Below are 12,174 nucleotides of genomic sequence, written 5' to 3'. Positions count from 1 at the left end.
CCCGCACGCTCGTTGTCTCCGCTCTTCCTCTCGTTCACCCGCTCGTTCATCCGCGCACTTCCCCCACGAAGGAGTTCCCCATGAACCTGCACTCCCGCCGCGCCGCTGCCGTCTCCACCTCCGCCGTCGCCTCCGTCTCCGCCGACACCGAGGCCCCCACGCCCGCTGCCGCCGACGAGCAGGACGCCGCGGGCGGCATCACCCTCTCGGGCCGCAACCGCGCCTGCGCCCGCGCCCGCATCCTGGCCGGGATGGTCCTCACCAGCGGCCTCGTCATCACGCTCAGCTCGATCGACACCTCGGTGTCCGCGCCCCAGTAGCCGCGTCCCACCGCTCGGCGGGCCGACAGGACCGCCGAGCGGAAGGGAAGTCCCGACGGCACACCACGGTTCCGGATATTCTGATTATGCTTGGAAGCCATGCGTCTCCAAGCCTCTTCCCTCATCGGCCGGGATGCCCAACTGGGGCTGCTCGGACGCGCTTTGTCCGACGCTCAGCAGGGGCGCGGTGGCGTGGTCTTCCTGGTCGGCGAAGCCGGGGTCGGCAAGTCCCGGCTGGCGGCCGAGGTCGTGGGCAGTGCGCTCGGGGTCGGCATGGGCGTACTGCGTGGCCGCAGCAGCACCACAGGGCCCGCGGTGCCGTTCCGGCCGCTGACCGAGGCGCTGATGTCGCTCTTCCGCACCGGTGAATCGCTGGACGAGCTGTCCCTGGGACCGTACAAGCCGGTGCTGGGACGGCTGATCCCCGACTGGAACACCGGGGCGGGCGACAGCAGTTCCATCGTGATCCTGGGGGAGGCCGTCCTGCGCCTGCTCATGGCAACCGACCACGGCCGGGGCCGGCTCCTGGTGCTGGAGGATCTGCACGACGCCGACCCCGAGACCCTGGGCGTCCTCGAATATCTCGTGGACAACCTGGAGTACAGCCCGGTCCTGCTGCTCGCCACCGTCCGCACGGACTTCAGCGACGCGCTGGATCTCGCACAGTCGGCCCGCCGGCGCGGCACGGCATCCGTCGTGGAGCTGGCGCCACTCACCCGCCCCCAGGTACGCGACCTGGTCGCGGGCCAGTTGGGCACATCGCCGGAGGATGTGCCGGCGGCGGTGCTGGAGCGGCTGTGGGAGGGCAGCGCCGGAAGCCCTTACCTGGTCGAGGAGTTGCTCCAGTCGATGATCGGCGCGGGCACCCTGGTGCAGGGCCCCGACGGCTGGCGCACGGTCGGCGATCCGCGTGGCGACGTGTCGTCCGCGCTGGCCCGCGGCATCCTGCGCCGTATCGACCGGCTGGGCGCCGAGGGCCTGACGCTGCTGTCGGCGGCGGCCGTGCTGGGCAGACGGTTCCCGCTGACCGTGCTCCAGCGGATGACGGGAGTCGACGACCGGGCCCTGCTCAGCCATCTGCACGCCGGAGTCGCCGCTCGTCTGGTGGTCCCCGACGAGCCCGCCCCCGACTGGTACTCCTTTCGCCATTCGCCCACCGTGGAAGCCCTGTTCACCCAGCTGACGCCCGGTCAGCGCGCGGACCTGGCGCGCCAGGGCGCGGAGGCGGTCGAGAAGCTGCACCCGCAGCTGCCCGGCGACTGGTGCGCGCTCGCTGCCGGGCTGCGGTCCGAGGCCGGCGAGGACGCGGCGGCCGGCAAGCTCTTCGCCGAGGCGGGGCGGCGGGCCCTGGCCGCCGGCGCGCTCGGTTCCGCTGTGACCCTGCTCAGCCGGGCCGAGACCCTGCTGGCGCGGGCCGGCGATCCACAGGAGCGGGCGGGCGCGCTGGAGCCGCTGCTGCCCGCGCTCGCCGAGTCGGGCGACTTCGACCGGGCCTTCGACCTGGTCGAGCATCTGCACGCCCTGGACAGCGCGGGGCTCGGTGCGTCACGTCTGGCGATCCTGCACACCCGGCTGGCCAAGGTGGCGCACACGGCGGGGCGTTGGAGCGACGGCAACCGGCAGATCGACCGGGCCCGCGAGGTGCTGGGTGCCAATCCGGACGGCGCGGCGACGGCGTCCGTCGATGTCACCGCCGCCTATCTCGCCCTGGACACCCCCGGCACCGACCGCACCCAGCAGGCGGAGAAGCTGGCCCGCTCGGCGGCCGACGCCGCCGAGCGCTACGCGCTGCCCTCCGTCGCCTGCCAGGCGTGGGAGCTGCTGGCGACCGTGGCCCGCGAACGGGACCCCGACGAGTCCCGGGCCATGCTGGAGAAGGCCCTGTCGACGGCGGAGCGGCATCAGCTCCCCCTGCGGCGGATGTACGCGGCGACGCGGATCGGCGGCAACGACTGGCTGGCGGAGGGCGACACCGCCGGACTGCTCTCCGCCAGGGACGAGGCGCTGCGGCTCGGTTCGATCAACATCGTGCACACCGTGGACGGCATCCTCGTCCTGGACGGGGTGATGCGGGGCGCGCGCGACGCGACGCGCGAGGCGGCCGTCGAGTGCCTGACGATCGTGCGCAGGCTCAGACTCGCCCCCGCCGTCCGGTATCTCCTCATGTCCCTGGCGTCACTGGAGGCGCACCAGGGCGACCGGCCGGCGATGGAGGCCGCCCTCGACTCGTTCGCCGAATGGGAGGGGGCGGGATCGCAGGAGGAGCCGCTGACGCTGGGCATGGCCCGCGCCTTCTGCGCCCTGATGGAGGAGGACCGCGACCTGGCACGGGCGGAGCTGGGGGCGCTGTCGGCGCTGGAGCGGCACAACCCCAGCACGTACCACCTCGGCGGCACGCACGGGGTCGGGCTGCTGCTGGACGTGCTGGCGGGTGAGGCGGACCGCGCCCGGCACGAGGCGGTGGCCGCGACGGCGGTCGGGCAGATGCGGTGGAACCGCCAGTTCGTCACGCTCGCGGACGCCGTCCTGCTCGGCCGGGAGGGGCAGGGCGAGCGGGCCGCCGAGCGCATCGACACGGCCCTGCGCGACGCCGCCGCGTACCCGGCCGCCCTGCACCTGGGCCTGCGGCTGGTCGCGGACCCGGCGCACGAGGACGGCTGGGGCGAGCCGGTCGCCTGGCTCAGGCGGGCCGAACACCACTTCCACGAGCAGGGCGTACCGGCCGTCACGAACGCCTGCCGGGCCGCCCTGCGCCGGCTGGGCGCCCCGGTGCACCAGCACCGCAGCGGCACGGACGGCATCCCCGAAGAGCTGCGGACCCTCGGCGTCACCGTCCGGGAGTACGAGGCGTTCCTGCTCCTCGCCGACCGGCTGAGCAACAAGGACATCGCCGACCGGCTGTTCATCTCGCCCCGCACGGTCGAGAAACACATCGCCAGCCTGATGAACAAGACGGGCGCGGCCAACCGCGCTGACCTGTGCGAGCGTTCGACCCGACTGCGATGAAGCTGCTCCTCACCGACTCCGGCGTCAGGAACGCGAGCATCCTGGCGGCGCTGGTCGACCTCCTCGGCAGACCGATCGCCGAGTCGACGGCCCTGTGCATCCCCACGGCGGGGTACGGCGGGCCGTACGGGGATCCGGGCGGGCCGTGGCGTTTCATCAGCGGACGCTCCCCCGGTCCCATGACGGAGCTGGGGTGGAAGTCGGTGGGCGTGCTGGAGCTCACCGCACTGCCGGGCATCGACAAGGAACGCTGGGTCTCCTGGGTACGGGAGGCGGACGTCCTGCTGGTGAACGGCGGCGACGCGCTGTACCTGTGCCACTGGATGCGCGAGTCCGGACTGGCCGGCCTCTTCCCGTCGCTGCGCGACACGGTCTACGTAGGGCTCAGCGCCGGCAGCATGGTCCTGACGCCCCGTGTCGGAACGCACTTCGTCGGCTGGAAGCCGCCCGCCGGCGGCGACAGCGCGCTGGGAGTCGTGGACTTCTCCGTCTTCCCGCATCTCGACAGCCCCGACTGCCCCGAGAACACCATGGCCGAGGCGGCACGATGGGCCGCCGGGATCTCCGGCCCGGCGTACGCCATCGACGCCCAGACCGCGATCAAGGTGACCGGCGACGGCATCGAGGTCGTCTCCGAAGGCCAGTGGAAGCTGTTCAACCCGGCCCAGGTCGCTGGCAGTTGAGCTGATCCGTTCGGATACCTCTCAGCTCTCCAGCAGCCTGACCAGCGCGTCGGCGACGGCGGCCATGCCCTTCTCGTTGGGATGGAAGGAGTGCGCCGTGGATTCAAGAGTCGGCTGGAACCCGAAGACCCACGGTTCGGCCGACCCGAGGGCATGCTCAGCGCTCAGCTCGGACACTCGCAGGACCTCGGCCGCAGAGCGGTCCGCCGCGATCCCGTAGGCCCGCGCGATGCCGTCCTGGATCCTGCGGAACGCGGCCCTCTGCGCTGCCGAGAAGGGCAAGTCGTTGTCGGGGCCGGTGGCATCGTCGGATCCGGTGGCATCGTCGAGGACCGTCAGGTAGTCGACAAGGACCACGCGAGCATCGGCAGCACGGGACCGAACCGTCTGGACGATTCGAAGCAGCCCCTGTGCCGTCGCCTCGATCGCCTCCGTGGTCGGCGCTGGGACACCACGAGGAAATTGCTGAGCCATCATCGTGACCAGCGGGCTGTCGGGATCCTTCTGCCGCCAGGCCTCGTAGAGCATCGACCCGGCGAACTGGAGGTCGTTACCGCCGGCAGTCAGCGTGACGAGGTCAGCGTCCGCGGGGAGCCCTTCGATCTGCGGCGCGAACTCCACTCCTGCCATGGTGATCTGCGGTGTGTCGAGAATCGTGGCGGTCGTCGCCCCGGAGACCGTCAGATCGACGAGGTCGGCGCCGAGCCGCTCCGCGGCCAGGTGTGCGTAGTTGCGCTTCGACCGCATCGCGGGAAAGTCCTCGATCGGTTCGATGCCCGGTCCTGCCGCAAAGGAACTGCCCAGGGCGACGACGTGCCGGTATTGAGTCATCGCCCAATGCTCGCAGGTTCGGTGCGCACGACGAAAGCGAGTACCGCTGCGATCTCCGCCGACTCGCCGAACCGTCTGACGGCCGCAGACTTCAGCAGGTCCGATGCGCCGTGGTCCTTCTTGAGCTGACCCATAGCGGTGTCGAAGCTGCCCGGGAGACAGAGACGACGCGAACTCCGGGTCGCGCACCTCAAGGAGCGCCTTGCAGACGGCGACGACGTTGCTCACTCCTCACCTTTCAGCAGGCAGAGCGGCCTGCTCCCCGCGGTGTTCGTGCGCCAGACGGACGGCCATGGCGCCCTCACCGACTGCCGAGGCCACCCGCTTGACCGAGCCGCTGCGGACGTCGCCGACGGCGAAGACCCCCGGCAGACCGGTCTCCAGGGCGAGCGGGGCGCGGGCCAGGGGTTTCCAGAGGTCCGCTGCCGCATGGACCACGTCCTGACCGGTCGGAACGAAGCCACGCCGGTCCAGGGTTACGGCGTCGGCGAGCCAGGAGGTGGCGGGACGGGCGCCGATGAAGACGAACAGGGCCCGGTCCGGCAGTACCTCCTGTTCGCCGGTGCGGTTGTCCTCAACGACGACGGATTCGACCCCGTCCTCGCCGGTGACCTCCCGCACCTCGGTATGCAGTCGGACATCAATCCGGGGGTGCCGCTCGATCCGGTCGATCAGGTAGCGGGACATGCTGTGCGCCAGGTCTCCGCCGCGGACCAGCAGATGGACCGCGGGCGACTCGCGCGCCAGGAACAGGGCCGCCTGGCCGGCGGAGTTGCCGCCGCCGACGACAGCCACCGGGTCAAGGCGGCAGGTCCGTGCCTCCCAGAGGGTGGCGGCGTAGTGGACCCCCGCACCCTCGAACCGCTCCACACCCGGGGCTGTCAGCCGCCGGTAGCGGGCGCCGGTGGCCACCACGACGTTGTCGGCGGCGACCGTGCCGCCGTCGGCGAGCCGTACCACGCTGGTTCCGTCGCGCTGTTCGATGCCGGCGGCCTCGGCGGGGACGGAGATCCGGGCACCGAACCGGTTGGCCTGCACGACGGCGCGTTCGGCGAGCTCCATGCCGGAGATCCCGGCGGGGAAACCGAGGTAGTTCTCGATCCGCGACGACGTACCGGCCTGGCCGCCGGTCGCCACCGCGTCCAGGACGACGGTCGAGAGCCCCTCGGAGGCGCCGTACACCGCGGCGGCCAGACCTCCGGGTCCCGCTCCGACCACCATCAGGTCGCAGACCCCCGCGGCTGTCTGCGTCCGCAGCCCGATGACCCGGGCGAGTTCGGCGTTGGAGGGATTGCGCAGCACACGACGGTCGTGCCAGACGACGACGGGGGTCTCCTGCGGAGTGACACCGAGACGCGTCAGCAGCGCCTCGGCCCCGGTGTCCTTCTCAAGATCGGCCCAGCGGTGCGGAAGGCGGTTGCGGGCGGCGAATTCCAGCAGCCGCCGCGTATCGGGGGAAAAGGCGGAGCCGATGATGCGGAACCCCGCGCCCGCGCCGACCAGCATCGTACGGCGCAGCAGGTAGGCACGCAGGATCAGGTCGCCTAGCGCGGGTTCCCGGCTGAGCAGATCGCGCAGGGCGGCCGAACCCACCGTGAGTACGTCGCCGGGTGTGCTCGCCAGCGCGCTGAGGAAGGGCGTCTGGCCCTCCAGCACGCCCAGTTCACCGAGGAAGCTGTACGGACCGTGCAGTTGGACGATTTCGTCCTGGTCGTCACGGGCTTCGACCACGGCCACCGTGCCGCTGAGGACGACGAAGAACTCCTCGCTGGGCTCGCCCGCGCGGAAGAGATGTTCCCCCTCGCGGAGCGACCGTACCTGTCCGCAGGATCTCAGGATCGCGATCTGGTCGTCCGTCAGCAGTGGGTACGCGTCGTCCACGACGGGGGGCGGTGTCGGTGTCGGCATCCTTCGTTCCCTTCGTCAGAAAGGCGGAGGCGGAAAGCGGGATGGAGAACAGCGGCCGGAGCACGGTGGCTTCCGCCGTGCCGGCCCGGCGGGCTCAGACCATCGCCTCGTGCACGAAACACCACCGCCAGTCCTCGCCGGGCTGGAACGACCGGACGATCGGATGGCCGTCGGCCGCGGCGTGGGCGCGGGCGTGCCGCATCGGCGAGGAGTCACAGCAGCCGACGTGGCCGCAGGTCAGGCACAGGCGCAGGTGCACCCACGGAGTTCCCATGCGGAGGCAGTCCTCGCAGCCCTGCGGTGTTCTGGGCGTGACGGGCCGGACCAGGGACAGGTGCGGGTCGGGAAGACTGGTCATTACGGCCTCCTGGTGGCGGAGCCGGCTGGTCCCGAGGGCGGCGTCGGCAGCGACTCGTCCACCCAGCGGCGCAGCGCGTCCACGGGCGCTGCGCCGGTCCGGCGCGCGAGGGGCCTGCCGTGGTCGAGGATCAGCAGGGTGGGTACCGCTTGGACTTCGAACCGCCGTGCCAGGGCCGGTGACGTGTCGATGTCGACCTTCACGAGCTTGGTCCGGCCCGCCAGGTCCTTGGCGACCTGTTCGAGGGCGGGGCTCACCATGCGGCAGGGCCCGCACCAGGTGGCCCAGAGGTCGACGAGCACGGGCAGGCTCGCCTGCTCGGCGACCTCCCCGAAGTCGGCGTCACGCGCTTCGGCGATCCACGGCAGCGGGGCCCGGCAGTTTCCGCAGCGCGGGCTGCCCTCCGCCACGGCGGGTACGCGATTGGTCCGGCCGCAGCGGGCACAGGCAACCGTCCACACGGAGGTCTTCGCCCCGCCGGTGGCGCCGCCGCGGCCACCGCCGCTTTCCGGAGAGGTGGTCATCACGGCTCCTGCGGCTCGTCCTGGAGGGTCACGGTCAGTTCGCCGTCCCCGGCGTCGACCAGGATGGTCACGCCTTCGCGTGCCTCGCCGCTGAGCAGCGCCCGGCCGATCTTGGTCTCGACCTCGTGCGAGATGAAGCGGCGCAGCGGCCTGGCCCCGTAGACCGGGTCGTAGCCCTCGGCTGCGATCAGCCGGCGGGCCTCCTCGGTGAGGACGAGCGTGATGCGCTGCTCGGCGAGACGGTCGCGCAGCTCGGCGAGGAGCAGGTCCACGATGCGCTCGATCTGCGCGATGCCGAGCGGGTGGAAGAGGACGATGTCGTCCACGCGGTTGAGGAACTCGGGGCGGAACCGGCCGCTGAGTTCGGTCATCACCAGCGCCCGCGCCTCGGGCTTGATCTCGCCCGCCTGGGTGGCGTCCTGGAGCAGGTACTGGGAGCCCAGGTTCGAGGTCATGATGACGACGGTGTTGCGGAAGTCGACCGTACGGCCCTGGGCGTCGGTGATCCGGCCGTCGTCCAGCACCTGGAGCAGGGTGTTGAAGACGTCGGCGTGCGCCTTCTCGATCTCGTCGAACAGGACGACGGAGTACGGCTTGCGGCGCACGGCCTCGGTGAGCTGGCCACCCTCCTCGTAGCCGACGTAGCCGGGGGGCGCGCCGACCAGCCGGCTGACGGTGTGCCGCTCCTGGTACTCGCTCATGTCGAGGCGGATCATGTTGCTCTCACTGTCGAACAGCGCGGCGGCCAGGGTCTTGGCCAGCTCGGTCTTCCCGACGCCGGTGGGGCCGAGGAAGATGAACGAGCCGATCGGCCGACGCGGGTCGCGCACTCCGGAGCGGGCCCTGATCACGGCGTCGGCGACGAGCTGAACGGCCTCGTCCTGGCCCACGACCCGCTCGCGCAGAATCTCGTCCAGCTTGAGCAGCTTCTGCCGCTCGCCCTCCTGGAGCCGGGTGACGGGGATGCCGGTCCACGCGGAGACGATCTCGGCGATCTCCTCGGCGGTGACCACCTCGCGCAGCAGCCGGGTCTCGCCCTGCTTGTCGGCGAGCTGCTCCTCCTCGGCGGCCAGACGGCGCTCCAGCTCGCTGATCGTCCCGTACCGCAGCTGGGCGGCCCGGTTCAGATCGTAGGCGCGTTCGGCCTCCTCGGCCTCCTGCCGGGTGCGCTCCAGTTCCTGACGCAGTTCCTGGACCTTGCGGATGGCCTGCCGCTCGGCCTCCCACTGGGCGTGTTTGGCGTCCACCTCGCCCCGCAGGTCGGCCAGTTCACGCCGCAGGTCCGCCAGGCGGGTGCGGCTGGCCGGGTCGCTCTCCTGGTCGAGCGCGGCCTCCTCGATCTCCAGGCGGGTGGCCCGGCGGGTGAGTTCGTCGAGTTCGGCGGGCATGGAGTCGATCTCGGTCCGCAGCCGCGCGCACGCCTCGTCGACGAGGTCGATGGCCTTGTCCGGGAGGAAGCGGTCACTGATGTAGCGGTGGCTGAGGGTGGCGGCGGCGACCAGGGCGCCGTCCTGGATCTTGACGCCGTGGAAGATCTCCAGCCGTTCGCGGATGCCGCGCAGGATGGAGATGGCGTCCTCGACGGTCGGCTCGTCCACCAGCACGGTCTGGAAGCGCCGCTCCAGGGCGGCGTCGGACTCGATGTGCTTGCGGTACTCGTCGAGTGTGGTGGCGCCGATCATGTGCAGCTCGCCGCGGGCCAGCATCGGCTTGAGCATGTTGCCCGCGTCCATGGCACCCTCGGCGGCGCCGGCCCCGACGACGGTGTGCAGTTCGTCCACGAACAGCAGGATCCGGCCCTCGCCGCTCTTGACCTCGGCCAGCACGGCTTTCAGCCGCTCCTCGAACTCGCCGCGGTATTTGGCTCCGGCCACCAGCGAGCCCATGTCGAGCGAGAACACCGTCTTGTCCCGCAGCCCTTCGGGCACGTCGCCGCGGACGATCCGCTGGGCCAGTCCCTCGACGATGGCGGTCTTGCCGACGCCCGGTTCGCCGATCAGCACAGGGTTGTTCTTGGACTTGCGGCTGAGGATCTGGATGACTCGCCGGATCTCGGCGTCCCGGCCGATCACCGGGTCGAGGCGGCCGGTGCGGGCCTCCACCACGAGGTCACGGCCGTACTTCTCCAGTGCCTCGTACGCTTCCTCGGGATCGGCGGAGGTGACCCGCTGATTCCCGCGCACCGTGGTGAGGGCGCCGAGGAAGGAGTCCTTGCTGACGCCCTGTTCGGCGAGGCGCCGGCCGGCCGCGGTGGCCGGACCCTCGTCCACCATCGCCAGCACCAGGTGCTCGGTGGAGACGTACTCGTCCTTGAGCCGCTTGGCCTCCTGCTCCGCGCTGTCCAGCAGTCTGGCCAGCCGCTGGGTCACCGTCACCTGGCCGGGGGTGGCGCCCGGTCCTGTCATGCGCGGCCGCTTGGCGAGATCGGTCTCCACGGCGGCCCGCAGGGCGGCCGGGTCGGCGCCAGCGTCGGCCAGCAGGCGGCCCGTCAGGCCGTCCTGCTGGTCGAGCAAGGCCAGCAGCAGGTGTTCTCCGTCGACCTCGCTCTGGTCCATCCGCACCGCGAGGCTCTGTGCTTCCCGCAGCGCCTCCTGGGACTTGTGGGTGAGGCGGTTCATGTCCATGTCGCACGCTCCCTGTCGGCTCGTTCGCTGTGCCGCAGTGCGGTCTCCAGACGTTCGATGCGGCCGAGCAGGTCCAGGACGACGCCGACGGCCGCGTAGTTGAGGCACAGTCCGGCCCGCAGCCGCTGCACCCGGGCGATGGCCGACGGTGCGCCGGCCCGGAACCACAGGCGGCCCCGGGCATCACGCTCGGCGTCCACCAGCCCGAGAGCGACGAAGCGGCCGACGAGGTCGGGCGACAGTCCGCTGCGGCCGGCCACCTCGGCCATGGAGAGCTGATAGGGGTTGGGGCTGGTCCGGTAGACCCGCACCAGGGGATAGACGCCCCCGGCGCCGGCCCGTCCGGCGCCTTCGGCGGGCGAACGGTGTTCGGCTCTCATGTCTGCTTCCTCGGGTCGAAGGAGGAGACGGCGGCCAGTTCCTCGAACAGCTCGCGCTCACGCGGGCCGGGCGAGGGCGGCACCATCACCTTGATCTCGGCGTAGAGGTCCCCCGACGAACCCTTGGGGTCGGGCATCCCCTCACCGCGCAGCCGCAGCCGGCGACCGGTGGAGGTACCGGCCGGCACATGCACCTTGGCCGTCCCGCCGGGACCGGAGACCGGCACCGTCGCTCCCAGCGCTGCCTCCCAGGCGGTGACCGGCAGATCGACGTGAATGTCGCGTCCGAGGAGCCGGTAGCGGGGATGGGGGGCGATACGGACCACCAGGTAGAGGTCCCCGGCGGAACCCGGGCCGCGGCCCCGGCCGCCCTCTCCGGCGAGCCGGATGCGCTGACCGTCCACGACACCGGCCGGGATGGTGACGTCGTAGGTGCGCTCCCCCGCGCCTCCGCCGAGGGTGATCTTCCGCCGGCCGCCCCGGTACGCCTCCTCGACGTTGAGGGTGAGTTCGGCCTCCTGGTCGGCGCCGGGGATCGGGCTGCCCCGCCCGGCGCGGCCGGCCCGGCCGCCGAACATGCCTCCGAAGAGATCCTCGAAGTCCACGCCGGCGGTGTCGAAGTCACTCTCCGTCCAGGTCCGGGTGCCTGCCCGGCCGGCGCCTCCGGAGCCGTTGAAGGGACCGCCGCGGTAGGCGCCGGCTCCGCCGCCGAAGCCCTGGCCGGCCGCGACGCGCTCGTCGTAGTCCTCCGGAACCTGCCGGAAGTCCGGGCCGAAGCGGTCGTAGCGGGACCGGGTGTCGGGGTCGGACAGCACGCTGTACGCCTCGTTGATCTGCTTGAAGCGCTCCTCGGCGGCCGGATCGCGGTTGACGTCCGGGTGATAGCGGCGGGCCAGGGTACGGAACGCCTGCTGGATCTCGGCGGCGTCGGCGGTACGGGGGACGCCCAGCACCTGGTAGTAGTCGTCAGCCATGGCGGCCTCACTCCTGCTTGCGGCTGACCGCCACCGCGGCCGGCCGCAGTTGGTGGCCGGGTTCGCCGTAGCCGGGCCGCAGCACCTGGACGACGGTGCCCGCGGCGGTGTCCGGTTCATCCACCACGGACACCACCTCGTGCCGCTCGGGGTCGAAGGGGACGCCGGTCTCCTCGTAGCGGGGGTAGCCGAGGCTTCGCAGCACCTCGACGGCTTGGTCGCGTACCGCCCGGATTCCGCTGACGAGCGCGCCGGGATCGTCGGCGCCCGCGTGGTCGAGGGCCAGTTCGAGGTTGTCGACGACCGGGAGGAACGCGGCGGCCACCTTGGCGCGCTCGGCCTCCCGCTCCCGGGGAAGCTCGCGGGCGTGGCGCTTGCGGAGGTTGTCGAGGTCGGCGAGGGCTCGCCGCCACCGGTCCGCCAACTCCTCCGCGTCGGGGGTGCGGTGTTCCGGTGCGTGCTCCCCCGCTGCGTCGGGAGGCGGCGTGGGGGGCAGGGGCGTCTGCCCGGACTCGGGCGGCGAGCGGTCCTCGGCCGGACGCGTCGTCTGGTCCTGATCCGACATG

General features: G+C 71.8%; 11 protein-coding genes. 3 read left to right on the top strand and 8 right to left on the bottom strand.

Translation table 11 applies throughout. From position 1 onward, the window contains the following. Window positions 1-80 precede the first annotated feature (80 nt). From OHS57_RS32165 to OHS57_RS32155, 3 genes are all read left to right on the top strand, one after another. Window positions 81-320, top strand: coding sequence for a hypothetical protein (locus tag OHS57_RS32165; protein ID WP_041993266.1), 240 nt, complete (start codon window positions 81-83; stop codon window positions 318-320). 99 nt (window positions 321-419) lie between these two features. Next, window positions 420-3,326 carry a helix-turn-helix transcriptional regulator gene (locus tag OHS57_RS32160; protein ID WP_041993263.1) on the top strand — a complete coding sequence of 969 codons (2,907 nt, stop codon included), beginning with the start codon at window positions 420-422 and terminating at the stop codon, window positions 3,324-3,326. After that, window positions 3,323-4,009 (top strand): Type 1 glutamine amidotransferase-like domain-containing protein, encoded by a 687-nt coding sequence (locus tag OHS57_RS32155; RefSeq protein WP_041997242.1) that lies wholly within the window; start codon window positions 3,323-3,325, stop codon window positions 4,007-4,009. Before OHS57_RS32160 ends, OHS57_RS32155 begins: the two co-directional genes overlap by 4 nt. A 21-nt stretch (window positions 4,010-4,030) precedes the next feature. Here OHS57_RS32155 and OHS57_RS32150 read toward each other — a convergent pair whose 3' ends face one another. The 8 genes from OHS57_RS32150 to OHS57_RS32115 form a co-directional block, all read right to left on the bottom strand. Then, window positions 4,031-5,068, bottom strand: a complete 1,038-nt coding sequence (locus tag OHS57_RS32150) for an SGNH/GDSL hydrolase family protein (RefSeq protein ID WP_328584175.1) — start codon at window positions 5,066-5,068, stop codon at window positions 4,031-4,033. 3 nt (window positions 5,069-5,071) lie between these two features. Then, window positions 5,072-6,748, bottom strand: a complete 1,677-nt coding sequence (locus OHS57_RS32145; RefSeq protein WP_328584174.1) for an FAD-dependent oxidoreductase — start codon at window positions 6,746-6,748, stop codon at window positions 5,072-5,074. A 94-nt stretch (window positions 6,749-6,842) separates the two neighbouring features. Continuing rightward, window positions 6,843-7,106, bottom strand: coding sequence for a UBP-type zinc finger domain-containing protein (locus tag OHS57_RS32140; protein WP_041993254.1), 264 nt, complete (start codon window positions 7,104-7,106; stop codon window positions 6,843-6,845). Continuing rightward, the gene (gene trxA / locus OHS57_RS32135) at window positions 7,106-7,630 is read right to left on the bottom strand and encodes a thioredoxin (protein ID WP_328584173.1); all 525 of its coding nucleotides are present in this window, start codon (window positions 7,628-7,630) and stop codon (window positions 7,106-7,108) included. Before trxA ends, OHS57_RS32140 begins: the two co-directional genes overlap by 1 nt. Then, window positions 7,630-10,254, bottom strand: a complete 2,625-nt coding sequence (clpB, locus tag OHS57_RS32130; RefSeq protein WP_041993250.1) for an ATP-dependent chaperone ClpB — start codon at window positions 10,252-10,254, stop codon at window positions 7,630-7,632. The genes trxA and clpB overlap by 1 nt, the downstream gene beginning before the upstream one ends. Continuing rightward, window positions 10,245-10,634, bottom strand: a complete 390-nt coding sequence (locus OHS57_RS32125; RefSeq protein ID WP_078863791.1) for a chaperone modulator CbpM — start codon at window positions 10,632-10,634, stop codon at window positions 10,245-10,247. Before OHS57_RS32125 ends, clpB begins: the two co-directional genes overlap by 10 nt. Beyond that, the gene (locus OHS57_RS32120) at window positions 10,631-11,608 is read right to left on the bottom strand and encodes a DnaJ C-terminal domain-containing protein (RefSeq protein ID WP_328584172.1); all 978 of its coding nucleotides are present in this window, start codon (window positions 11,606-11,608) and stop codon (window positions 10,631-10,633) included. The genes OHS57_RS32125 and OHS57_RS32120 overlap by 4 nt, the downstream gene beginning before the upstream one ends. A 7-nt stretch (window positions 11,609-11,615) precedes the next feature. Further along, complete coding sequence (locus OHS57_RS32115; RefSeq protein WP_328584171.1) at window positions 11,616-12,173, bottom strand: nucleotide exchange factor GrpE; 558 nt, start codon at window positions 12,171-12,173, stop codon at window positions 11,616-11,618. Window position 12,174 lies beyond the last annotated feature (1 nt).

The sequence above is a fragment of the Streptomyces sp. NBC_00370 genome, assembly GCF_036084755.1.
Classification (GTDB): domain Bacteria; phylum Actinomycetota; class Actinomycetes; order Streptomycetales; family Streptomycetaceae; genus Streptomyces.
This window is presented reverse-complemented; position numbering and strand designations above follow the sequence as displayed.